Genomic DNA, 23,210 nt, shown 5'->3' with positions numbered 1-23,210 from the left:
GTTCTTGAGCTTGCTAAGCATTACTTTTGTGCAAGTCTAGAGTGTCCCTTGAGCAGGATTTAGTGCTAACCCCTCTGATTAACAACCATAGACCAAATGTGATTTCAAAAAAAGCGCCTGGCAGCATGAGGTGTTTCAATATTTGAGGTGGCTCGAGTAGCAAAATATTTGAAAATCCATAAGCCACCATCGACATGTATGTGAAAGCCCCCCAAAGAGTCAGCCATTTCGGTGCGTAATTTGAAACATAAAATAAATACATGAAGATAGTCGCGCCTATACCCATTATAATCAAAAGAACGTCCCACATTGAGCCACTCATGTTAACGAAGATACTGGCTAATGCATGTAGTTGGTCCTCTTGAAATACATTTGAGTACTCTTGGGTTCTTAAAATTGCAATAACCGTTAACGTGGTAATTGTTGCAACAAACCCAAGGAGGCCCTCCCCAAATCTGAAAAGTAGTGCTAGAAAAGCAATATTTTTATTTATCGTTTTTGTGACCAGGTACTGTGCCCAGGATGCCCAAATAACAGCGATAAACATAATAATGTCTATGGTCTGAGTAAATCTGAATTTAACCTCGGTCTCATTAAAAGCCCCAAAATCATATATTCCTTTCTTGAAAAGTAGCGAGTTGAGCATTCCTAAAATAATATAAGTTAAGTATGCTGCACCTAAGTGCTTGGCATATAGCCTAAGTGGTGACCCTGTATTATCCATTAGTAATTATCCTTCGATTGTTACGCGCGACTAGAATTCTAACGTATTAATAATCCACAGTTGAAGTGGGGTAGAGCTTGAGTCACTGAATTCCGAAAATAAGCTGTTAATTAATTTTTTGACGCTGGTTGTTAGGTTGGATCATTTGCCTGCTAATCTTGTCATACTGCCTATAACTTCAGTTTTTATTTCGGTGCAATTATCGGAATATTTTCAGTTGTATCCAATACTAATTTTTAGGTTAAGTTTTGTGCAAATTGGTACCACTCTCCTGCTAAGCGCAGTGTGGGCTGCCTGGCTTTGGATGAATATTTTACTCGCGAAGAAAATTTCAAAAATTTGTTATGAATTTAGTTTCTTCCAAAGCTCTTTTTCTGTTGGTGCCATATTTTTATGCTTGAGTTTAACGCCGCCACCACTTGTAACTGCCTTGGCCCATTTGACAACGTTTTTGATGGTTTTATCCTGCCAATTATTGCTCTTTAGTAAATCCTCTAATGATGCAATGTCAATGGATACTTTATTCTTATGAAGGGTTCTTAATGTAACCTTGATTCTATCTTCATCATTAGGGTGCAATGATGAAGTGTTGCATGTGATAGTTAGATATTCAAATGCTTTGTCAATTAATTGATTCAAGATTCACTTCCTTTTGATGTATAGCGTATAACCTGTATTTTATACACACCTTTTAGCCTTATTCAAAGCTTTATATGGAGAAATAGTCCAGTTCCTCCCGTTAAGCTGTACACAATTTATCCAGTGGTGTTATTTAAAAACCTTAAGCCTCTTGAGCTTTGCGATAAACTTAAAATTTCTTAGAAGTACAAGACTCACTGATTAGATAGCCGCCAGCCCGCCAGACAAGTCTCCAAGAAAATTACCCTCTTCAAGTGCTTTACCTAAAAATTTAATGTAACACTAAATTCAATCTGTGGCGGGTTGGCTTATTCGGTCTCAGCTGGTTTATATGCTGCTTCAATGAGTCTATAGCTCGCTAGGCCAACAGAGAATAGCATTACTCAGGTCGATTCTGGGAGGGCAGGCCTTATTAGCTAAAAAGTATGGGCAATACTGTATGACCTATGTGGATCTTAATTTCATTCGTATCAGGCTCAGAAGGTCCAACTATATCTCGATTCAGCAATGTATTCGTGTAGTGGCCTCCGCACAGTAGCCACAAGCTCCGTTGCCCTTTGCCGGTCCCGAGATAAAATGTCAAAGGGGCTTCCATTCCAACTAAATCATTAGCTGGAGCTGGTTGACTGGGGCGGAATGTATAGGAGGTTTTTCCTATTGCTCGGTTGTATTTTGATACTGTGCGTCTAGATTATTAATGGGCTTTTGCCGGAAGTGTATAAATCACTTATTGGAACTAGGGGGAGTGATTTAGATGTATTGGAGGGAAGATGGGCCGCTTTGAACTGTTGCGTACTGTTGCTTTTGGTAAGGCGTGGATATCTTTCTGGTGGGTATTTTTTTTGATAATAATCACGTCAATATTTTTTTCGAAAGATGCAATATCTGATGAATCTGTTGTGGAAATACAATGTCAGGAGAAGAATGAAGATTGTTATAGCGCTAAGTTAGAAGATGAATGTAACGGGGATGAGGCCTGTATAGCAACGGGAAGGCTTCTTTCTCCCTTTGTCGATCTAACAAGTAGTAGTGCCGGAGAGGAGGCTTTACAGGCAAACCTGCAAAAAACTGAAGAGATCTATCTAAATTCTACACGGAACGAGAGGGCCGAAGCCGCTACAAATTCTCAGCTTCAGGAAATAGTCATTCCAATAAGGAATGTTTGGGTTATTGCTGCGCCTGAATTGAGTGAGAAATTTAATTCCGGCAATTTGCCTGATCCAGGCTCTAATGCGCCTCCGCAGAGCTATCTCAATTTGATCAGTGGCAGTACTAACGATTTCACCAGTATCGTTAGTCCGCTAAAGAATTATTTTGCTACCTTCGATGTTTATGGCAATGCTTATGGTCACCTGCCCAATGTTACTAATCGGGACCCCAGGCCTTTTCAGGTCTCCCAATCGATCTATAGCAACGCCTGGACACCAGCCAACACTGATCTGTTTGCGGTTGAGATTCAACAGTGCACTGTGCCGCCTCCTCCCTACGCTGACGAATCTTGGGAAGACCTATCGGAAAGCCCGGCCTTTCCCAGTGGTCACTCAACTATTGGCAATACGATCGGGATTATCTCAGCGATGACTGCCCCGCAATATTTCAAGGAGCTCGTTTATGCCGGTACACAATTTTCTTATAGCCGAGTCATCTTTGGTGCCCACTATTCTCTAGATGTAATTGGCGGTCGTATTGTCGCCACCTACAATATTGCGAATGCTCTTAACGGTACCTACGATTATGATAATCCCATCACCTTGGCAGGCTTAAAAGCGGCGGGGGTGGACTTACAGGATTATCTCGGGTCGGGAGGTGAGTCCCCTTACGCAGCTGCCTGTGCGGAGGATGTCGGCGCCTGTATTCGAGCGGGCGTTATTCCCAGTGCTGCGGCTTTCGAGCAGGAGCGTGAGGCCTACCGCTACTTACTTACCTTTGGTCTGCCGCCGGTGGGGGCCACAGATTTGCCGTCCATAGTACCTGAGGGCGCGGAGATCTTATTAGCTACGCGGTTCCCTTATCTCTCCAAAGAACAGCGTCGTAGTGTCTTGGCGACTACACAGATACCCTCTTGGTCCGTACTGGATGATGGCAGTGGCTGGGCGCGGCTCGATCTCTTCTCTGCTGCCGATGGCTTTGGCTCCTTCGATAAGGATGTCTCTGTTAGCCTTGATGCAAGCCAAGGTGGTTTTAATGCTTTCGATATCTGGGCCAACAATATTACTGGCACTGGCGGTCTCATTAAGAATGGTAGTGGAACACTGGTTTTGGCTGGCGATAGCAGCTATTCAGGTGGCACTAATATTCAGGCCGGCACACTAGCATTGAGTGGTTCAATCAAAGGGGGGGTTACCGTTGCGGATGGAGCTCAATTTATCAATGGGGGAAGTCTCACCGCAATCGGCTCCAGTAAGGTGGTCTCTGCTGGCAATCTAATTAATGATGGCGTGATTCAGAGCGATGTAATGAACTCTGGATACCTGTCCGGTAACGGCCAGATCAAGGGCGACCTAGTTACTTACGGTACAGTTGCTCCGGGTAACTCTATTGGTCGAATGGATATTGATGGTACCGTGACTTTCAAGGCCGGCTCTGTCTACGAAGTGGATATCGCCGCTGCTGGTCGCAGTGATCTGCTCGCCGTTACTGGGCCGGTTACCCTCAACGACGTTAATCTGTCGGTTTCTGTAAGCAACCCCTCTACTATCGGCTTACAGAGCTATTCGATCTTAACCTCCGATACTGAGATTGATGGCAGTGTAGGCTCGCTGACGGACCCCTTTGCCAGCACTTATCCCTTCATAGATCTTACAGCTTCAGTTGATAGCGGCGTTCTCACCCTGGCTACGGTCCGCAGTGATGTGTCTTTTACTTCTGCGGCTCAAACGCCCAATCAAGTGAATGTTGCTGAAGCGCTTGATAGCCTTGCTCCCGAAGGGGGGTTGATGGATGCGCTCGTCTCTTTAGATCGACCGAGAGCACCTGCTGCATTTGTCGCACTTTCTGGTGAGATCTATGCTTCAGCCCAGACAGTTCTGCAAACTCAATCTATTTTTCTACGCGATGCAATCGGCGGTCGGCAGCGCCAGGTTGGCCTGCCAAGTACCGCTAGCGGTGGGCTCAAGAGTGGCCCGCAAACTGCCCCTTTGTCTGGAATGGAGGCAACGATTTGGATGCAGGGTTATAAGGCCTGGGGCAGTACCGGTTCCAGCTCCAACACAGGCAGGCTCTCGCGCTCCATTGGAGGGGGCACGATTGGCTTTGATGTAAGCCCTCGCGAGGATATTACACTCGGCCTGGCTGGCGGATATAGCCGTTCCAGCTTCGATATTGATTCCAGGCGCTCTACTGGAGACAGCGACAACTACGACCTCGCGGTTTACGCTGTGAGAAAATTACGCCCGGTTAATCTGCGAGGAGCCTTAACGTACACCTGGAGTCATGTTTCGATTGATCGAGATGTTATTGTCCTGAGCTATTCAGGCAGCTTTGAGAACAATTACGATGTTGGTACAGCCCAGGCCTTTGCTGAGATTGGCTATGACCTGGAATTGCAGAATCTATTTGTCGAGCCTTTCGCTAATATTGCCTATGTTAACCGTAGGGCGGACGGATTTACTGAGTACGGTGGTGGAGCTGCACTCCGAGGCATCGGTTATACTCAGGATAATGGTTTTAGTACCCTTGGATTACGGGTTGCCAGTGACCTGCCAATTGGCGATGGACGTTTGAGCGCTGAGGGCCGCCTGGGCTGGTTGCATACTTTCGGTGATCTAACGCCTGAGGCAAAACTAGCCTTTGCCACTGGTAGTAGTTCCTTCTTTGTGGATGGTGCACCCCTCGCGAGGGATAGTGCAGTGGTCAATGCCACTCTAGGGTATAGGCCCAGGGATAACGTTATTCTGGGACTCTCTTATTTTGGTTTACTCGCTGACTCCGCACGCGACAATGCCATAACCGCACAGATCTCAGTAGCTTTCTAGCGCCCCGGTCTACTTTGCTATTGATTGCAGAGAGGTGCTGTGTTGCTGATGCTATCAATAAGAAGGCGATCTATGGGTATTCAACAATTAGTTTGTCGAAAAGATGGGCTTTATTTCGTTACGTGATCGTTGTGTAGGGGTTCCTTATGGATAAGGAGTCGCTATTGTGGACTTGCATGATGGGGGGCGAAGAAACTACCGGCTACCCGATTTAAACTCTAAGATGCTGCTAAGACATACCATTTTCTGTATTCAACTCTGAAGTGCATCAGTTAATTATCTGGAAAAGAGCGGTCAGCTGAAGGTAGTATCAGCGGCTTCTTCTCTGTCAAGAGATTAAGTGAGGGTAAAACATTGCCGGCAGCTGACCAAAGAGCAGCGATACCGGATTTGGGTGCTAAAGAAAAGTGATTGGAGTCAGAGCGCAATTGCCAGGGAGATTGGTATTAACCAGCCTACGATCAGCAGAGAGTTCTCTTGTAATCGAGGCGGAAGAGTGGCGTAGGTAGGCAGGAAATTAATTGCGGATAGGGGGCCGCCCATTGCGGACCCGTTCGATGGGTGGTGTGGGTGCCGGTAGCTAGAAACTACCGGCTACCAGATTTATAGCTTTATCACAAATTTGTCAGACTCTAGCTTCTTTGATACAAGGTTAAAAACTTTGTAGCGAAGTTCATCTGACACTTGAACAAGCAAGCCTAACGTCTGTTTATCGGAGAAATACTCGTACTGGATGATTTTGTTTAATCCAGTATCAAGGCACTCAAGGGTTGTTCCATCCGCAGCGCTGACACAAGCACTTACCCCTTCAGATTTGGGGAGAATCTCCACATAGATGTAGTCGGACGTCGATTCATTTGTTTGATTATCATATGTTGTAAGAACGCGATGTTCAATAATTTGAGAATTATTGTCCGGAAGTAACCATATAGGCTCTTCCCCGATTTGACTTAAGAAAAGCAGGTTTCGAAGGGTTCGACTATATCCCCCAGAGTTTAAAACACCGTCACGCTTTGAATAGACGCGTATATACTGGATTCCTTTGTCTCGAATTGTTTCTACATCTGAAAGCTCAATTATTTCTTTAGTTTCTTTGTCAGGGGTAGCAATTTCTACCGCATTTATCCTTGTGCTTTTCGTTATCTCTTGAAAGATAAAAAAAGCCCCAATTAATGAAGTAGTTAATAATAGTAGAAAGAGTATTGAGTTAACTCTGTTGATTGTTAGAAATATTTTATTATTTTCCATATCTATCCTTGGCTATAACGAGTGTGTAGAAAAACTCAACCCTCCTTTCGTATTGTGCTTCTACATGAAAAATAGCCTACTCATCAGTGAGAGCTAAATCAGAATTCAGGTAGAATCACCATATGTGGTCAATGTTTGATCATACTTGAGGGGCTATAGATGTACATTAGTTTTTCTACAGCTTGAACGCAGGTCGTCCTGCGAGGAGCCAAAGACCCGAAGCAACCTGCTTGTACTTGGTACGCTCAGTATGGGCGTGGACTAATGGGGTGAAAGCCCCCTGTGGGAAGGTCACCATTTAATGAATTCCATTAAATATTAACTGCCAGCGAATGGCAACTGCAACATCGTGAGGTCTTGTGGGGAGGAAGCCGCTAGCAAGAGGAGTCCTATTGAGGCTTAGCCTGGAGGCGAGGTGACCAGGGGCATCGAAGCCATGTGATTTAACGAGTAGAGTAAATGGCGTAGTTGGGTAGTGAAAGTTCACGTTCTTATCTGGGGAGATCTGTTTAGCGTGACCACTGATTCATAAATAGACCCCGCCCGCTAGCCACTATCCTGGGGATAGACAAAAGTGCTGGGACATAGCTATGCCTCAGTCAGTAATGGCCAAGGCAATCTCTAATGTCTACCCTTAATCTTGGTAACTATCTCATTAATTAATTCAGGAGGTAATAACGATTTAGACAAGTACTGCTGCCCCCCAGATTTAGCTACCAAAATAAGCCCTAAATCGGTTTCAATAATACGCACGATATCTGCCCACAACAGAGCTGTTATCGTATAAGGATTCTGCGTCTGGATTCCATCCTTATCTATGGTCAATTTCACTTCACTACCGGCACTTTTCCCAAGCATCTGTCGTGCTAACCACCAAGCTCGCCGATATCGAATGTGAATCAGTTCCAGCACGCCTAATGCAATTAACGTGCAACTTGCGATCTTAGGTTGCTCAGTAAATAACAGTAATCCCGCACCAGAAGATAATAATAATGTAGGAAGAAGATAATTGGGCTTGACATTTTTCCCATAGGGTAGAGATTGATCATAGCATTCGGCAAGGTAATCTCTAGATAAGGTAAATTGAGTATTAAAAGGCTGCATAAAAACAACTTATTGTGTCTGGTAAATTTGTCGTAGCACTACAGTGAGTGTCAGGATGATCCTTTAAGCTAATGTCAAATACGCCACATTTCTCAATAAGGCCTGGACTTAGCCCCACATAACGCCTTTAGCAACGGCAAATTACGGAATTGAAGGCGTAGTAATTTGTCCGCTTGCCTAAATTTGGCACGCCCAGCGTGGGCGTGGACTAATGGGGTGAAAGTCTCGTGCAGGAAGATCACCGTTTAATGGGCGCCATTAAATGCTAACTATCATCGAATGGCAACTGCAATACCGTGAGGTCTGAGCAGATCTAGACACCCACCAAACAGGAAGAGCAGATCTAGACACCCACCAAACAGGAAGTATAAGTCGCCAACCCTATTGACAAAGGGCGGAAACACTAGAAAATACTGGATATTAATCCATACAAATGTATGCCCAGCTGATGACTCTACCTCGAAGCAGTCAGATATCTCTCGATGCAACCCCTTACTACCACTGCGTATCCCGCTGTGTACGGCGAGCATTCCTTTGTGGTCGGGATACTGCTTCTGGGAGAGATTACGGGTATCGGCGCGAATGGATTCAAAATCGTATGCAGCAATTAGCTGAGGTTTTTGCGCTGGATATTGCCGCTTATGCGGTTATGAGTAATCACTACCATCTCGTACTCTACATCGACAAAAAGTCTGCTGATAAGTGGTCTCTTACGGAGATAATTACTCGCTGGGAGAAGCTGTTCCGGGTTCCCTGCCTGGCTCTGCGCTACCTAAAAGGAGATAGCCTCGATCGCTGTGAGCTGGAAAAGCTAACAGAAGTCGCTGCTGTATGGCGGGAGCGCTTAACAGATATCAGTTGGTTTATGCGCTGTTTGAACGAGTCTATCGCCCGGCAGGCCAATGCTGAGGACGGGTGTAGCGGCCGCTTTTGGGAGGGACGATTTAAGTCCCAGGCCTTGCTGGATGAAAAAGCTCTCGCCGCTTGCATGGCCTACGTAGACCTAAACCCCATCCGCGCCAATATTGCGGATACGCCAGAGACCTCTAATTACACCTCTATTCAACTGCGTATTTGCTCTGCAATTTCCGGCGAGCAACCCCAAGGTTTGCTGCCGTTTGTGGGGGATGAGCGCTTAAATATGCCAAAAGGTTTGCCTTTTCAGCTGAGCCACTATTTGGAGTTGGTCGACTGGAGCGGCCGATGTTTAGACCCTAGAAAGCGCGGCGCTATTGCTGAAAATGCCCCTCCCATACTTGAACGCCTGGGTATTTCACCTAGGCACTGGCTCTACCTAAACAGAAATTTTGAAAGCCGCTTTAGAGGTTTGGTAGGATCAGTTGAAGCGGTGCGGAAAGCCTGTAATTTATTAAATAAACGCTGGGCGCAGGGTGTGCGTGATTGCCAGCAGCTTCTCTCCTCTCCCTAATTTCAACAAAATTGACTCGGTTTTAATTCCACCGATCGACCCCCCGTTCGCCTTGTGTGTAAAAAGCTCGGCACGCCCAAAATAGACGAAATACCCAGCACAACCGTTCTTCGCTCCCCTTCCGGTGGGTATAGCCGTCTATTCCTCTGATTTTCTTCCCGTTCCTATGATTCACGGGTGTCCTATTTGTGCCTAGGTGTCCTATTTGTGCCTAGAATACTAATGGCCTACTGCGTCAGTACTTTCCGAAACAAACTGACTTCAAGCTTGTGGACCAAGTAGATGTCGAAGCAGCTGTTGAGCGTTTAAATAATCGTCCGAGAAAGATGTTGGGCTATAGAGCCCTGAAACAAGTCATGGGAGAACATACGGCTGCCGCAGCAGCCTAAAGGATGATGCACTTCAGGGTTGAATGCAGGTTACCAGAAATGCAATATTTATGGTTTCATAATACCATTTAATTCCAAGGCTTTTATCAAGTCAAAAGGTTTGTCACTAAATTTTGACTCATAATATGTTCGCTGCTCTTTTGGTAGATTTAAGTATTTTACCTCAAGTTCAAGCTCTTTCACTGACGGAAAAGATATGATGGATTGTAATTTTTCTGAAGAGCTAGAGTCTAGTTTTAATTCTTTTTTTATATTTTCTATTGTTCCCAGATGAAATGTTAGTTCTAATAGTGCGCTTCGTTCGCATAAAAAATCATTTTTATACTTAATAAATGCGATGGCGGTTAATATATTTTCTCTTGTTGCCTTTAAATCGTTAAGTTTTTTCTTGTTTAGAATGGGTGGGGTTGTTGTGTCTATTAATTCGTTACATTGGCTGACTTGTTCGCTGTATGAATTGGTAGATTTTAATACGTTCCTAGAGGCTAAATTGATAACTTCTTTTGATTCTATGCTTGCTTCAGAGTTGCAAGAAGAAGCGATAAATGTACATAAGAAAAAAAATGCCAGCCTTAAGTAGGGTTTATTTGCAGGCATGTTTCATTCCTTTCCAAAACTGAATGTGATTATGATCATATTTTCCCATTTGGTAATGAATTATCATTAGATCTATTTCTTTCTGTATTGCTCGTTTTTGAATTGCGGGCAGGGATGCCATAGCTTTACTATAAAGCTCCCAGTCTGTTTGGCTGATATTAAGGGCTGCCACTGGAGGTTTGTTCTTAGTGAAAATGCTATTGAAAACTCCGGTAGTAACTGTTGCGGCTAATAAATTGCCAATGTTTTTCTTTTCTTTAATTCGATCTAGTGCGGATTGGCTAGCTTTGTCTAGGTTTAAGCCGGTGATTGTTGTGCAAGACATGATAAATTCCCTTTTTAAATTAAACTGTTTCTATATTACTGTTTCTATAGCTTTAAAAACTTGAGCTAGATCACGGAAGTTAACGCCTAGCGCAACGGCGAAGCGCACAGTGCTGAGTCTGGCAGCCAAAGGTTGTGTATTGCCGCTACTTGGTACGCTCAGTATGGGCGTGAACTAATGGGGTGAAAGCCCCCTGTAGGAAGATCATCGTTTAATGGACTTCATTAAATGCTAACTACTAGCGAATGGTAACTGCAATACCGTGAGGTCTTGTGGGGAGGAAGCCGCTAGCAAAACTACGAGCTGACGGACAGAAACATCATATAAGGCTTAGCCTGGAGGCGAGGTGGCCAAGGACACCGAAGCCATGTGATCTGACGGGTAGGGTAAATGATGCAGTTGTGTAGTAAAAATTCACGTTCTTATCTGGGGAGATCTGTTTAACTTTCCGCTGTGAAGCTGTCAGTGTGGCCGCTGACTCATAAATAGGCCCAACTCGCTAGCCACCATCGCGGGGATAGAAAAAAATGGTGGAACACAGCAGCGCTCCGCTCCGTAATGAGTAGGGTGATTAAATAGAAGTCAGCAGACGGCATAGTAGCCAAATGCCAAGATTAATACCTTGGACAGGATGAAGGCCTGAACCTAAATCCACGAGTTGAAAGACAGGACTAGCCTACTGATATGTTTCCAGTCGGTTAAAGTTGATGTAGCGTACTGTCATGACACTCAACTCAAATGAAGATCTGTTCGAGACTATCGTTGAGTAGAGATTCATTACGGATAGGAACGGCCCATTGCGGACCCGCACGATGGGTGGTGTGGGGGCCGGTAGCTAAAAACTACCGGCTACCCGATTTAGGGCTTTCATTCGAAGTTGTACCTATCTATTCGCTTTTCCTTTACTTCTCTAAAGGGGAAATTATCCTTAAGTAAATTGTCTATCTCTTCATCCTTAGCCCAAGGAGACTCGATAAAGCACCATTCAACATCTTGCCAGCCGCCTTCCGAGGCAACAAACGAAACTCCTATTGACTTAGCAGACTTTAGGTCATATTTATTCGCAGAGCATAGATTTATAAGAGTATTTCGCCGTTCTCCCTTCTCTTTTTGAAGTAAGGGAAGAAAAAGGAAACTGCACTCAATTCTAGGCACTAAAAATCGAATCCTGGACACCCACCAAATAGAAAGTATAAACCGCAATCCCTATTGACAAAAGATTGAAATCCCACAAAATGCTGTATGTTTATACACATAAATACGCGTGTAACCGATGAATCTACCGCGAAGCACCCAGATATCTCTTGATGTAACACCGTACTATCACTGTGTCTCCCGCTGTGTACGGCGTGCATTTCTTTGTGGCAGAGATGCTGAATCTGGAAAAGATTACGAGCATCGGCGCAAATGGATTGAAAGCCATATGCATAAGTTGGCCGAGGTGTTTGCGCTAGATATTGCCGCCTATGCGGTAATGAGTAATCACTACCATATAGTGCTCTATATCGACACAAAATCGGCTAATAAGTGGTCTCTTACAGAGGTAATTACTCGCTGGCAAAAACTTTTCAAAGCTTCCTGCTTGGCTCAGCGCTATCTTCAGGGGGATACCCTCGATCACGCTGAGGAAGACAGGCTAAAAGAGGTCGTTTCCTTATGGCGGGAGCGTCTAATGGATATCAGCTGGTTTATGCGCTGTTTGAACGAGTCTATCGCCCGGCAGGCCAATGCTGAGGACGGGTGTAGCGGCCGCTTTTGGGAGGGCCGGTTCAAGTCTCAGGCTTTACTGGATGAAAGAGCACTCGCCGCCTGTATGGCCTATGTAGACCTTAACCCCATCCGTGCCAATATTGCCAAGACACCTGAAGAGTCTGATTACACTTCGATTCAACAGCGAATTCGTGTGGCAGTCTCAGGTAAGCAGCCCAAAAATCTACACCCGTTTGTCGGCGGTGAGCGTTTGAATATGCCGAAAGGGCTACCTTTCCAGCTGGATCACTATTTGGAGCTAATGGACTGGAGTGGCCGGCATTTAGACCCAAGAAAACGGGGTTGTATTGCCGAAAACATACCTCCTATTCTGGAGCGACTCGGCATTTCACCCAAGCACTGGCTCTATCTCAGCCGGAACTTTGAAAGTCGCTTTAAAGGCTTGGTGGGATCGGTAGAGGTTGTACAAAAAGTTTGTGCTCAACTCGATAAACGCTGGGTACACGGTATAAGCGACTGCCGGCGCCTCCTCTCAGCTACGCCCTGCTAATCTGCCCCGGCCTCAAGTACTCAACAGCACGATTACCGCGCTTTTATCGAAAAACAGCGATCCCAATAGCCTGAAGACCAATTCCCAGCATTTCATCTCCTTTACCTGTAAACCAAAGAGAAAGAGCCGCCAGAGAGGGAGCTAGCTCTATTGCCGGCACCACTCTCCAGTCATTGGCTGTCCTAGATCGCCCCAGGTAGTGGAGTTTTGGGGGTAGAGTGGCGTAGCCATTCTAAAACGGAGCGAAGACGAAAACGTCGGCTGGAGTAGTTTGTTAGGGCGTATGAACTTACCATTGTAAAGCCTCTGGTTTTTCCTTTTGCCTTGTAAGACAAACGTGAAAAGCCACATATGAATTTATACTTCCTTCGTATTTGAATTCTACTTCAGAGATTCTGGCAAATACTTTTACATTTGTAACATCTAATACAGCTTTTTCAATAACTTTAGTGTATTCTGTAATACTTAGTTTAGTAAAATCACAATCTTCATAAGCGGTAAATGCGTTCCCCACTTTAAGTTGAACGTTAATTGCAATGGAATCCGGCTCACTTTGACCATAATAATGAAAGCTATTAACTATTCTACTGTCATAAGATATGTTTTTAACTTCTTGTTTAAAGTGTTTTATAATCGAACTTTCGAGACAGTTAATACTTATGTCTCTTAAACCTATTTCATTTTTTTCCATTTCTTTACCTTTCTATACTCCGATAAATAAAGACCCTAACGCCCTACTCAGCTCCGTTTTGGTCTGGTTTGTTAGGGTACGTGGATTTACCATTGCAACGACTCTGGCTTTACCTTTTTCCTTGTAAGCCAGATTTGAAAATCTATATATGATTTTTCATATTCTTCGTATTTGAATTCTACTTTGGAGATTCTGGCAAATATTTTTACATTTGTAACATCTAATACAGATTTTTCAATAACGTTAGTAGATCCTGCAATGCTTAGCTTAGCAAAATCACAATCTTCATACGCAGTATATGAGTCTCCCACTTTAAGTCGAACGTTAATTACAATGGAGTCCGACTCCCCTTGACCAAAATACTGAAAGCTGTTAATTAATCTCCTGTCATAAGATATATTTTTAATTTCTTCCTTAAAGTATGTTCTAATCGAATTTTCGAGACAGTTAATACTTATGTCTCTTAAACCTATTTCAACCTCTTCCATATCTTTTCCTTTCTATACTTCGATAAACTGAGGCCCTAGCGACCGCAGCAGGCGCAATTATTATTTATAGCCGCAGGCGATGTGAGATAAATTTCGCTCTGATTGTGTTTGTTATGTGTTATCAAGAACATTGCTTAATGCGGCGTTCCAATTAGGGAGTATACCGTGATCGAAATGAATCAATCTACCTTCAAAATGCTCTTGTCCCCTACCACTAGTATGATCATCAATTAGAATATCACCCTTGAGCAAACCTTTGTTGCTGCACATTATTAAATTCTTAGTTAGATCATAGTCAAATTTATCTTCAACCCATATCCGCTTTTCTGTATAGGACTGCGGATTTCTAGTAGATGGGGCAGTAAGAATATATAAATCAATATGAGCTTCAGATCTCAATCTTTCAATTGCCCCATTTATTGGATCTAAATCTTTGAAGAATCCAGGTTTGCTTTGTGGAAACTCTACCTCAGGACTCTTTTCTTTCTCTGATGCTATTCCTGTAGTGTAATCACAGAGAACATCATCCATATCTACGTAAATTATCATTCGTACTCTCTTGCCACATAACAGTGTATCCAAAAGCAGCCGTATTATATCACCAGTCAATATATTCCAAGAGGGAAAAATCCTTCTCGTCAGAAAAAAACATATAAACCAGTATGTTAGCCTACACCGGTGAAATATTACTCTAGTAGATATATTGCGGCTGCATTATATCTCGATATTTCGCTGCTTTTAATCTTCGAAATGGAGATTACGAAAATGTAACAGAATGTATACAAAAGCAGCAAAGTGGAGCTGCTAGGGAGGATCTATTGTTTCTGGGTTCCAAAGCGAAAGGCAGTGAAGAGTACCAGTTTTAACTGCCACTTTTATGCACAGTCGAAATTTTCAAAGCATGAGCAACCAAAAATATAGGCACAAAAATAATCTTATTGGATTTTATTCAGTTTGTTTTAGTGTCAAAGCTGCGTAAAATCGGTGGATATTTATCGGTATTTGGGTTGTCATTGGGCAGCCTTCTGAAAGCCGATGATCAAAGAGATTCGAGAGAGCCAAGAATTTCCTAAAAACCATTCCCTCAAAGGAGAACGGTAGTGTGACATAAGAGTAGGTAAAAGGCGTTGAGCCAAGGTGTGCTAACACCTGGGGCAAGCTAACCAAATTGATAACTAGACTATCAAAATGGCTATAAGGATCATACGCTAGAAACCCGCTCGTCTTCAATAGAGTGGAGTCCATTCAGCAGTTTTGGGCATGTCTCCTGGCTCTGGAAGCGTTGCGTCTGCCTTTTCTACTTCTATGCCTACCATTCTCGCGCTCCAGCTGATACTTCCGTAACAGTTACTTCCAAATCCTTCCATTAAGGGAGGTCTACGTATGGTTTGAGTATTAATAGGAAGCAAATATGTTGATCTTAAAGCGCCGGACGGGTGAAAACTTACGGATTGGAGCGAGCGTCTCAATTACGGTATTGGAAGTTAAGGGTAATCAGGTAAAGATAGGTATACGTGCTCCCAAATCTCTACCCGTTCACCGTGAGGAAATCTATAGACGTTTGCAGAAGGAGGGGGTGTTAGGGGATGGCGTTGGTTGAGATTATGGAGCGCCGCGAAGTAGCGGCGCGCGTTGGCGTGTTCAGTCCGCCGGGTGATAGGGTTAACACCCTCTTAAACAGTTTGTTATGCCACTAGCGATCACTGGTTGCGACTTTGCTTGCTAGCCCAATAAGCAAAACACCCGAGACACCCTCAAGTGCTCGTGAGTAGCGCTGAGAGTTTGGATGACTAAAGACCCAACTACCAACTGATGCATATATGACATTACACAGTGTTGCTAATGCGCTAAACAATAAACCAAGCACCAATAATTGCATTGATGTCGAGCCTGTTGATGTATCAATAAACTGAGGTAGGAACGAAAGGAAAAATAGTGCTACTTTCGGATTCAAGACACTAACAATAACACCTTGTACAAATACATTTTTTTCGCTATCAACACTTTCACTTACCACTATTTGGCTATCCCCACGCCACATAGAGAGCAACGATTGAATACCCAAATAGACCAAGTAAGCGGCACCTAACCATTTTACCACACTAAAAGCCACCGCCGAGCTGAGGATTATCGCAGATAAACCTAAAGACGCTGCTAATGTATGAGCAAAGTAGCCAACACCAAGTCCTATTGCAGCTTTAAAACCAGTTACCAACTTGCCTTTCATCGTGTTTGAAACAATATAAATTACGTCTGGCCCAGGTATCATATTGATAGCAAGACAAGCGACTACAAATAGTAGTAGTGAGTTTAAATCCATTTTCTTTCCTCCATATTTAAAGCCTTGTGGCATAACATTTATATAGTACTTATTCTGACCACTATTATCATGATTACCATCCTGGAATCAATCTAACGGAGAAATGCGTAGAAACCTTGAGAAATCAATAAATCACACACAAGCTTGAACTCTTGTCCCAAATGCAAAAATGAACACTTTGCCCACTATCCCCAATGAATAGATTTTCTCTAACTCATTGTCGTACCTAGAGCTTTCAATCAATCAGGATCTTTACAAAAAATAACAGTCAAACCGATCGAAAATCATACTAATTTCTTATCAGGTGTTTAGGAGGGGTGAAAAATGAAGCTGTGCCTAAAGCGTTTTAGCGTGCTTTAGGTCGTATAACACTTCGGTAAAGCTGATTTTGGAGCTGACAAACCCATAGGCGAAGCAGGTACATTGCGCACATACTCGGATTCTGGAGTTGATAGAAAACCGAAAGGCACTAGTTCAAGAAGGGGTTGGCTGATTTATATCAAAAAAAGAAAAGGGGGCAGCGCCCCCTTTTTTAAATCAGCTCCACTCTTTAACGAAGTGGACTACCAGAACCATTAAAGGTTGCTGATCTCCTCAAGCTGCTGTTGCAGACGCTCGTGAGCACCTTTCATTTCCGCGAGTTTGTCCTTCTCCTTGGCAACAACGGCCTCGGGGGCTTTGTCCACAAACTTGGGATTGTTGAGCTTGCCTTCGACTCGTGCGAGTTCTTTGGACAGTTTATCAATCTCTTTTTGCAGACGGGCGCTTTCGGCTTTAACGTCGATCAGGCCGGCCATGGGTACCAGCAATTCCATATCGCCTACCAGGGCAGTGGCGGAGGCTGGTGCAGCTTCTCCACTTTCCAGCCAGGTGATTTCTTCGAGGCTGGCCAGTTTGATCAGCAGGCTGCGGGCTTGCTCCAGCAGTTCTTGGTCGCGGCTGGAACCGCCACGCAGGATCAGTGGGATTTTCTTCGCGGGGGAAATATTCATTTCACCGCGAATATTGCGCACGCCTTCAATAACCTGCTTCAACCAGGCAACAGCCGCTTCCGCTTCCTCGTCGATCACGCTGTTATCGGCTTCCGGGTACTGCTGCAGCATAATGGTGTCACCGTTGGAGCCGGCCAGGGTTTTTACACGCTGCCAGATTTCTTCGGTGATAAACGGCATCAGCGGGTGGGCCAGACGCAAAATGGTTTCCAGTACGCGGATCAGGGTGCGGCGGGTGCCTTTTTTCACTGCGTCGGAGGCGTTGTCGTCCCACAGTACCGGCTTGGACAGTTCCAGATACCAGCTGCAGTACTCACTCCAGATAAAGTCGTACAGGGCCTGGGAGGCGAGGTCGAAGCGGTAGGTGTCCATGGCTTCGCGCACGGTGATTTCGGTGCGCTGCAGCTGGGAAATAATCCAACGGTCGGCGATGGTCAGTTCAAAATCCGTGCTGCCGTCCTGTCCACAATCGTGCTCTTCGCAGTTTTGCAGTACGTAGCGGGAGGCATTCCAGATCTTGTTACAGAAGTTGCGGAAGCCTTCAATACGGCCCACATCAAACTTGATGTCGCGGCCGGTGGAAGCCAGTGAGTAATAGGTGTAGCGCAGGGCATCGGTACCAAAAGCAGAGAAACCTTCGGGGAAGTCCTTGCGGGTTTGCTTTTCGATCTTCTCGCGCAGGTGAGGTTGCATCAGACCAGAGGTACGCTTCTCTACCAGGGGCTCCAGGTCGATACCGTCGATCAGGTCGATAGGATCGATCACGTTGCCCTTGGATTTGGACATCTTCTGGCCGTGGTTGTCGCGCACCAGGCCGTGCACGTACACGGTGTTAAACGGTACTTCCTTCTTGAAGTAGAGGGTCAGCATCATCATGCGCGCGACCCAGAAGAAAATAATATCGAAGCCGGTGACCAGTACGGAGCTGGGGTGGAAGGCTTTCAGTTCTTCGGTATCTTCTGGCCAGCCCAGGGTGCCGAAGGTCCACAGGCCGGAAGAGAACCAGGTGTCGAGTACGTCGTCGTCCTGGCGCAGGCTGATGTCGGCGCCCAGGTTGTGCTTGTCGCGCACTTCCTCTTCGCTGCGGCCAACATAGACATTGCCGTCGTTGTCGTACCAGGCGGGGATGCGGTGGCCCCACCACAGCTGGCGGGAAATACACCAGTCCTGGATATCGCGCATCCAGGAGAAATACATGTTCTCGTAGTTTTTCGGTACGAACTCAACGCGGCCATCTTCAACGGCGGCGATGGCTTCATCGGCCAGGGGCTGGGTTTTTACGTACCATTGATCGGTGAGCCAGGGCTCAATCACGGCGCCGGAGCGGTCTCCGTGAGGTACCTTGAGGGTGTGGGGTTCTACTTTTTCCAGCAGGCCGAGGGCGTCCAGGTCGTCGACAATCTGGGTGCGCGCGGCAAAGCGCTCCATGCCCCGGTATTTTTCCGGCACTGCGTCGTTCAGGTGGGCGTCGGCATCGAGGATATTGATCATCTCGAGGTTGTGGCGCTGGCCCATTTCGTAGTCATTGAAGTCGTGGGCCGGGGTGATTTTTACACAGCCGGTGCCGAATTCACGGTCGACGTATTCGTCGGCAATAATCGGGATTTCACGATCCGCCAGGGGCAACTTGATGGTCTTGCCGATCAGGTGCTGGTAGCGCTCGTCTTCCGGGTGTACGGCGACGGCTGTATCGCCGAGCATGGTTTCCGGGCGGGTAGTGGCGACCACCAAGTGGCCGGAGCCGTCGGAGAGCGGGTAGCGGAAGTGCCACAGGTGACCCTGCTTTTCTTCGTTTAATACTTCCAGGTCTGAGATCGCGGTGTGGAATTTCGGGTCCCAGTTCACCAGGCGCTTGCCGCGATAAATCAGGCCGTCTTCATACAGTTTGATAAAGACTTCCTGCACCGCTTTGTAGAAGCCGTCGTCCATGGTGAAGCGTTCGCGGGACCAGTCGGGGCTGGCGCCCAGACGGCGCAGCTGGCGGGTAATGGTGCCGCCGGACTCTTCCTTCCACTCCCAGACCTTCTCAATAAACTTGTCGCGGCCCAGGTCGTGGCGGGATACGCCTTCGGCGCCCAACAGGCGCTCTACCACCATCTGGGTGGCGATACCGGCATGGTCGGTGCCCACTTGCCACAGGGTGTTGTCGCCCTGCATGCGGTGGTAGCGAATCAGGGCGTCCATAATGGACTCCTGGAAACCGTGGCCCATATGCAGGCTGCCGGTGACATTCGGCGGCGGGATCATAATGCTGTAGGGCTTGGCTTCTTTGTCCCCGGAAGGCTTGAAGTAGCCGCTCTCCTCCCAGGTTTTGTACCACTGCTGTTCTATGGCGTTGGGCTGGTATGTTTTGTCCATGCGGGTGGGAAACCTTGTATTTTACTGACTGCGTGCACAGCGTCTTGGCTCAGGATAGTCTGGTGCTTGCTCGGGCTGCGCGGAAAAGGCGGGAATTATACCGCCGGGGTCTAATGGGAAAAAGGCGGTATTTGAGCTTAGGAAGCCTCTGAATAACTCCGTAATGCCTCTGCGGGTCTTGAAGGCCGCAGATGTTAGGCGCAGCTCGCCGCGAATGGCCGTAGCCCTTGGCAAGAGCTGCAACGCAGCAGCTGTGGCCTTCAAGGCCCGCCCTTCGGGGCTTGCAGAGCGATTCACACTCCGCGTTACGACTTCTTGAAAGGTCTAGACATTCCTGCGAAGCCGCGCCTTGATTGTGAACCGCTCTGCATGCCAGAGGTATCACGGAGTAATTCAGAGGCTCCCTTAATCCCAAACGCCGAGTTCGTCGACCACCTGCTCTATTTGAGCGCGCAGGCGGCGCTCCAGTTTGGGCAGTTGTTGGGCGACGAGTTGCTCGATCAAATCTTGGCGCTGGCGCTCTTTGGCCGATAGCTCAGGGGCTGCGCTCGGAAGCCCTTTGTGCGGCTGGAGCTGGCTGTTCGCCGTCGCAGTTTTTTCTCCAGCCCCAGGGGCTTCGGTTTTTGGCTGCACAGTGGAGGCGATACCGGTGTCCGTTTTATTGGGCAGCGGGCGCCCGCCGGTGAGGCGAGCGCGAATATGGTCTGGCAGAAAAGGATTTTCTGTCCGGCCCCGGGGTTTTGGCGCTGGCTTTCGATTGGGCTCTGCGCTTGAGCCACTTTCGGCGCGGCTTAACGCGGGCTTTTTCTCCACCGGTATCTCAACCTGCCTCTGCTCGGCTGCGGCTTGGGCTTGTGGCTCAGGCTTTTGCTCGGGCTCTGCGGCTGAGCGGTTTTCTGCGCTGCTGCTTAACGGGGAGCTTTCCTCCGCCGGCACCTCAACCTGTTTCTGTTCCGCTGAGGGTTGCTCCGCTGTGGCTTGGGGGCTTGGTTCAGGTTCCTGCTCGGGCTGTGCGGCCGAATAATTTTCAGTGCTATTTAAAGAGGGGCTGTCCTCTGCCGGCACTTCAACCGCTTCCTGCACCGCTTCGATTTCTGCGAGGGCGAGTGCTTCGTCCTCCTCGGCGGTCAGCTCTTGCAGCGGGCGCAAAAGCGCTAAGTCAGATTCCGCCAGCGACATAGATTGTTGCGCCAGCATCTCTTCTTCGACCGGTGAAAACAAAATCGGCAGATCGATATCCTCCAGCGAGATATCGATATCTTCAAATTCGCTGGTTGCCGGCGTCCCGCTGGGTTTGGCGGTGTCGGCAATGCTGGGAAGTGCCGGCGGCTCAGGGATTACAGGATCGCCCTGCTTGGCCACTTGGCTGAGCACGGGGATATCTTCACTGTTTTCGTCGCTGACAAGCAGGGTGTGCAGCGAATTCAGTTCATCCAGAAATTCGCTGGACTTTTTGTGCTCTTGTCTGCGGTGCTTGTGTTTGTTTTTCTTGCCGGACATGACTCTCGGACGCAGTTAGAGGCTCTGGTTAATCTTGTGGGATTGTAACGGATATCCGCGATCGCGGAAGTGACCAAATCGCAATCGTGACCGTTTTAATGGTTCTGGTTGCTGAATCACAATCTCTGCCAAGCGCTCGAAGCGGCTAAACCACTTGGGAACCTTGGTGCAGAGGTTGATCAGTAGGCCGTGGTGATCGGCGGGATCGTCGCCACTGTTAATTTCTATTTGCGCCTGCTGGTTGTCAGCCTGGGGGGCGTGGGGCAGGAAGCTGTCCTCGCGAAAGCTCCACAGCAGTTGGTCCATCTGTTCCACTCTCTGCGGATTATCCACCGCAATAAGTACCCGCATACCCGCGCGGTAGGCTTTCTCAGCCAGGCGACAGGCAAAAATATCGGCGTGTTCCGGTTGATCGGAGGAGAGGATATAGAAATCAATGCGAGTCATTAGGGGTACTGGTCAAATAATTCCGGCCGTATTGATGCGCTACCGATAAACAGAAGCGGCCCACTGGTGGGCCGCTCGGTGCGCCGGACACCGAGGGTGCCGGCGGCTATTGTGCGCTTTGGCTGCTTATTTGCCCAGTAGATATTCAACCAGTAGGGGCACCGGACGGCCGGTGGCCCCTTTCTGCGCGCCGGACTTCCAGGCACTGCCGGCAATATCCATGTGCGCCCAGTTGTAGTCTTTGGCAAAGCGCGCCAGGAAGCAGGCCGCAGTGACGGAGCCGGCTTCGCGCCCGCCGATGTTCTGGATATCGGCAAAGTTGGAATCCAGGGAGGACTGGTACTCGTCCCACAGCGGCATCTGCCAGGCGCGGTCACCGGTGGTTTCGCCGGCCTGGAGGAGATCCTTGGCCAGTGCTTCGTTGTTGGCGTAGAGACCGGTGGCGTGGTGGCCCAGGGCAATAACGCAGGCACCGGTGAGGGTGGCGATATCGATAACCGCGCTGGGCTTGAACTTGGCGGCGTAGGTGATGGCATCGCACAGCACCAGGCGGCCCTCGGCGTCGGTGTTGAGGATTTCGATGGTTTTGCCGGACATGGAGGTTACAACATCGCCGGGCTTGCTGGCGCGGCCGCTGGGCATATTTTCAGCAGCGGCAACCAGGCCCACGACATTGATAGACGGCTGTAACTCAACCAGGGCGTTCATCACACCGAAAACACTGGCGGCGCCGCCCATATCGTATTTCATCTCGTCCATAGCGAGGCCCGGCTTGATGCTGATGCCGCCGCTATCGAAGGTGATGCCTTTACCGACCAGTACCACCGGCTTTTCGCCGGTCTTGCCACCTTTGTAGTTCATGGCGATCAGTGCGGGCGGCTGGTCGCTGCCTTTGGATACGCTGAGGAATGCACCCATGCCCAGGGATTGCATTTTTTTCTCATCCAGCACGCTGGTGGTGAGTTTTGTGTGCTTTTTAGCCAGGGCCTTAGCCTGGGCGGCCAGGTAGCTGGGGGTGCAGATATTGCCGGGCAGATCGCCCAGTTCGCGGGCAACGTTGCTGCCCAGTGCCTGAGCTGCGCCCACTTCCATACCGCCCTGGATGCCTTTCAGCTGTTTCTTCTCCGGGGCGTGGATGGTGAATTTTGCCAGCGGCAGGGGCTTCGCATCGGTGCGGGACTGGGTGTAGCGGTAGCTTGCCAGGCCGGCGGCCATGGCGATTTGCTGTGCTTTCCAGCGGTTGTCGACACCCTCGACATCCACTTCACACAGGTAGCTGGCGGCATCTTTAAAGTTCTTTACCCCGCTGGCACTGCTGGCTGCCAGCTTGCGGAACTCTGCCTGGCTGAGAGCGCCTTTGCCGGTGCGTACTACCAGTACGCGCTCGCTGGGAACATCGATAAGATTGATCAGCTGGGTGCTGCCGGATTTGGCCCCCAAGTCCCCGCGCTTGAGGATTTTCGCAATCATTCCCCCGGTCAATTTATCCAGGTTTTTTCCACTTTCGCTGAGGTTATTTTTGGCATCTGCTGAAATAATCGAGCAGGCGCTGCGCTGTTTACTGATATCTGCAACCTTGGCGGAGAACTGCATTTTTCGCTTTCCTTAAAATCTGACAATAGATTGCATGCCTCAGAGTCGAGACATAGCAAGAATTTTTAGTGATAATGCGTCGCACAAGTTTAACCCGCCTGCTTATGGATTGCTGTACCCGGTGGGCAACTT

Annotated in this window: 19 protein-coding genes and 1 pseudogene; 6 read left to right on the top strand and 14 right to left on the bottom strand. The window is 47.6% G+C overall.

From position 1 onward, the window contains the following. Nucleotides 1-13: 13 nt before the first annotated feature. On the bottom strand, nt 14-724 hold the full coding sequence (locus ACJJIF_RS09990) for a DUF4386 domain-containing protein (protein WP_444932068.1): 711 nt from the start codon (nt 722-724) through the stop codon (nt 14-16). A 342-nt stretch (nt 725-1,066) separates the two neighbouring features. After that, nucleotides 1,067-1,363 carry a DUF1889 family protein gene (locus tag ACJJIF_RS09985; protein ID WP_444932067.1) on the bottom strand — a complete coding sequence of 99 codons (297 nt, stop codon included), beginning with the start codon at nt 1,361-1,363 and terminating at the stop codon, nt 1,067-1,069. A gap of 899 nt (nt 1,364-2,262) precedes the next feature. Between ACJJIF_RS09985 and ACJJIF_RS09980 the strand changes: the two genes are divergently transcribed. Both ACJJIF_RS09980 and ACJJIF_RS09975 read left to right on the top strand, forming a co-directional pair. Beyond that, complete coding sequence (locus ACJJIF_RS09980) at nt 2,263-5,337, top strand: autotransporter domain-containing protein (RefSeq protein WP_444932066.1); 3,075 nt, start codon at nt 2,263-2,265, stop codon at nt 5,335-5,337. A 340-nt stretch (nt 5,338-5,677) separates the two neighbouring features. Next, entirely contained in the window at nt 5,678-5,842 is a 165-nt protein-coding gene (locus tag ACJJIF_RS09975; protein WP_444932065.1) for a helix-turn-helix domain-containing protein, read from the top strand. A gap of 98 nt (nt 5,843-5,940) precedes the next feature. Here the strand turns inward: ACJJIF_RS09975 and ACJJIF_RS09970 are convergent, their stop codons facing one another. Beyond that, nucleotides 5,941-6,585, bottom strand: coding sequence for a hypothetical protein (locus ACJJIF_RS09970; RefSeq protein WP_444932064.1), 645 nt, complete (start codon nt 6,583-6,585; stop codon nt 5,941-5,943). Between the two features lie 621 nt (nt 6,586-7,206). Continuing rightward, nucleotides 7,207-7,689, bottom strand: coding sequence for a YcxB family protein (locus tag ACJJIF_RS09965; protein WP_444932063.1), 483 nt, complete (start codon nt 7,687-7,689; stop codon nt 7,207-7,209). A 598-nt stretch (nt 7,690-8,287) separates the two neighbouring features. On the opposite strand from ACJJIF_RS09965, the gene ACJJIF_RS09960 reads away from it, so the two are divergent. Together ACJJIF_RS09960 and ACJJIF_RS09955 are read left to right on the top strand one after the other, a co-directional pair. Continuing rightward, nucleotides 8,288-9,118: a transposase gene (locus ACJJIF_RS09960; RefSeq protein ID WP_444932062.1), complete on the top strand. Its 831-nt coding sequence runs from the start codon at nt 8,288-8,290 to the stop codon at nt 9,116-9,118. 215 nt (nt 9,119-9,333) lie between these two features. Further along, nucleotides 9,334-9,507 (top strand): annotated as a pseudogene (locus ACJJIF_RS09955) (IS30 family transposase); the annotation flags it as partial. A 48-nt stretch (nt 9,508-9,555) separates the two neighbouring features. Here ACJJIF_RS09955 and ACJJIF_RS09950 read toward each other — a convergent pair. Together ACJJIF_RS09950 and ACJJIF_RS09945 are read right to left on the bottom strand one after the other, a co-directional pair. Next, the gene (locus ACJJIF_RS09950; protein ID WP_444932061.1) at nt 9,556-10,104 is read right to left on the bottom strand and encodes a hypothetical protein; all 549 of its coding nucleotides are present in this window, start codon (nt 10,102-10,104) and stop codon (nt 9,556-9,558) included. Further along, on the bottom strand, nt 10,091-10,429 hold the full coding sequence (locus tag ACJJIF_RS09945; protein WP_444932060.1) for a hypothetical protein: 339 nt from the start codon (nt 10,427-10,429) through the stop codon (nt 10,091-10,093). Before ACJJIF_RS09945 ends, ACJJIF_RS09950 begins: the two co-directional genes overlap by 14 nt. 1,273 nt (nt 10,430-11,702) lie before the next feature. Between ACJJIF_RS09945 and ACJJIF_RS09940 the strand changes: the two genes are divergently transcribed. After that, complete coding sequence (locus tag ACJJIF_RS09940) at nt 11,703-12,689, top strand: transposase (RefSeq protein ID WP_444932059.1); 987 nt, start codon at nt 11,703-11,705, stop codon at nt 12,687-12,689. 289 nt (nt 12,690-12,978) lie between these two features. Here the strand turns inward: ACJJIF_RS09940 and ACJJIF_RS09935 are convergent, their stop codons facing one another. The 3 genes from ACJJIF_RS09935 to ACJJIF_RS09925 form a co-directional block, all read right to left on the bottom strand. Further along, nucleotides 12,979-13,380 carry a hypothetical protein gene (locus ACJJIF_RS09935; protein WP_444932058.1) on the bottom strand — a complete coding sequence of 134 codons (402 nt, stop codon included), beginning with the start codon at nt 13,378-13,380 and terminating at the stop codon, nt 12,979-12,981. Nucleotides 13,381-13,466: 86 nt separating this feature from the next. Further along, nucleotides 13,467-13,868 carry a hypothetical protein gene (locus tag ACJJIF_RS09930; protein ID WP_444932057.1) on the bottom strand — a complete coding sequence of 134 codons (402 nt, stop codon included), beginning with the start codon at nt 13,866-13,868 and terminating at the stop codon, nt 13,467-13,469. Nucleotides 13,869-13,979: 111 nt separating this feature from the next. After that, nucleotides 13,980-14,417: a 5' nucleotidase, NT5C type gene (locus tag ACJJIF_RS09925; protein ID WP_444932056.1), complete on the bottom strand. Its 438-nt coding sequence runs from the start codon at nt 14,415-14,417 to the stop codon at nt 13,980-13,982. Between the two features lie 862 nt (nt 14,418-15,279). On the opposite strand from ACJJIF_RS09925, the gene csrA reads away from it, so the two are divergent. Beyond that, nucleotides 15,280-15,468, top strand: coding sequence for a carbon storage regulator CsrA (csrA, locus tag ACJJIF_RS09920; protein WP_444932055.1), 189 nt, complete (start codon nt 15,280-15,282; stop codon nt 15,466-15,468). A 93-nt stretch (nt 15,469-15,561) separates the two neighbouring features. Here csrA and ACJJIF_RS09915 read toward each other — a convergent pair whose 3' ends face one another. From ACJJIF_RS09915 to ACJJIF_RS09895, 5 genes are all read right to left on the bottom strand, one after another. Next, a complete protein-coding gene (locus ACJJIF_RS09915) occupies nt 15,562-16,188 on the bottom strand; it encodes a LysE family translocator (RefSeq protein ID WP_444932054.1) in 627 nt (208 codons plus the stop codon). 575 nt (nt 16,189-16,763) lie between these two features. Then, nucleotides 16,764-19,538, bottom strand: coding sequence for a valine--tRNA ligase (locus tag ACJJIF_RS09910; RefSeq protein WP_444932053.1), 2,775 nt, complete (start codon nt 19,536-19,538; stop codon nt 16,764-16,766). Nucleotides 19,539-19,943: 405 nt separating this feature from the next. Further along, nucleotides 19,944-21,038 (bottom strand): hypothetical protein, encoded by a 1,095-nt coding sequence (locus ACJJIF_RS09905; RefSeq protein WP_444932052.1) that lies wholly within the window; start codon nt 21,036-21,038, stop codon nt 19,944-19,946. 15 nt (nt 21,039-21,053) lie between these two features. Beyond that, nucleotides 21,054-21,485, bottom strand: coding sequence for a DNA polymerase III subunit chi (locus tag ACJJIF_RS09900; protein ID WP_444932051.1), 432 nt, complete (start codon nt 21,483-21,485; stop codon nt 21,054-21,056). Nucleotides 21,486-21,611: 126 nt separating this feature from the next. Further along, nucleotides 21,612-23,078, bottom strand: coding sequence for a leucyl aminopeptidase (locus ACJJIF_RS09895; protein ID WP_444932050.1), 1,467 nt, complete (start codon nt 23,076-23,078; stop codon nt 21,612-21,614). Nucleotides 23,079-23,210 lie beyond the last annotated feature (132 nt).

The organism is Microbulbifer regidiadema (SeqCode) (genome assembly GCF_052467605.1).
The sequence above is the reverse complement of the archived record's forward strand: the minus strand, read 5'-3'. Positions and strand labels throughout refer to the sequence as shown.

Excerpts from the sequence above, each read along its gene's own strand:
- ACJJIF_RS09990 (WP_444932068.1), bottom strand. The coding sequence starts at position 724 with ATGGATAATACAGGGTCACCACTTAGGCTATATGCCAAGCACTTAGGT.
- ACJJIF_RS09970 (WP_444932064.1), bottom strand. The coding sequence starts at position 6,585 with ATGGAAAATAATAAAATATTTCTAACAATCAACAGAGTTAACTCAATA.
- ACJJIF_RS09965 (WP_444932063.1), bottom strand. The coding sequence starts at position 7,689 with ATGCAGCCTTTTAATACTCAATTTACCTTATCTAGAGATTACCTTGCC.
- ACJJIF_RS09960 (WP_444932062.1), top strand. The coding sequence starts at position 8,288 with ATGCAGCAATTAGCTGAGGTTTTTGCGCTGGATATTGCCGCTTATGCG.
- ACJJIF_RS09950 (WP_444932061.1), bottom strand. The coding sequence starts at position 10,104 with ATGCCTGCAAATAAACCCTACTTAAGGCTGGCATTTTTTTTCTTATGT.
- ACJJIF_RS09945 (WP_444932060.1), bottom strand. The coding sequence starts at position 10,429 with ATGTCTTGCACAACAATCACCGGCTTAAACCTAGACAAAGCTAGCCAA.
- ACJJIF_RS09940 (WP_444932059.1), top strand. The coding sequence starts at position 11,703 with ATGAATCTACCGCGAAGCACCCAGATATCTCTTGATGTAACACCGTAC.
- ACJJIF_RS09935 (WP_444932058.1), bottom strand. The coding sequence starts at position 13,380 with ATGGAAAAAAATGAAATAGGTTTAAGAGACATAAGTATTAACTGTCTC.
- ACJJIF_RS09930 (WP_444932057.1), bottom strand. The coding sequence starts at position 13,868 with ATGGAAGAGGTTGAAATAGGTTTAAGAGACATAAGTATTAACTGTCTC.
- ACJJIF_RS09925 (WP_444932056.1), bottom strand. The coding sequence starts at position 14,417 with ATGATAATTTACGTAGATATGGATGATGTTCTCTGTGATTACACTACA.
- csrA (WP_444932055.1), top strand. The coding sequence starts at position 15,280 with ATGTTGATCTTAAAGCGCCGGACGGGTGAAAACTTACGGATTGGAGCG.
- ACJJIF_RS09915 (WP_444932054.1), bottom strand. The coding sequence starts at position 16,188 with ATGGATTTAAACTCACTACTACTATTTGTAGTCGCTTGTCTTGCTATC.
- ACJJIF_RS09910 (WP_444932053.1), bottom strand. The coding sequence starts at position 19,538 with ATGGACAAAACATACCAGCCCAACGCCATAGAACAGCAGTGGTACAAA.
- ACJJIF_RS09905 (WP_444932052.1), bottom strand. The coding sequence starts at position 21,038 with ATGTCCGGCAAGAAAAACAAACACAAGCACCGCAGACAAGAGCACAAA.
- ACJJIF_RS09900 (WP_444932051.1), bottom strand. The coding sequence starts at position 21,485 with ATGACTCGCATTGATTTCTATATCCTCTCCTCCGATCAACCGGAACAC.
- ACJJIF_RS09895 (WP_444932050.1), bottom strand. The coding sequence starts at position 23,078 with ATGCAGTTCTCCGCCAAGGTTGCAGATATCAGTAAACAGCGCAGCGCC.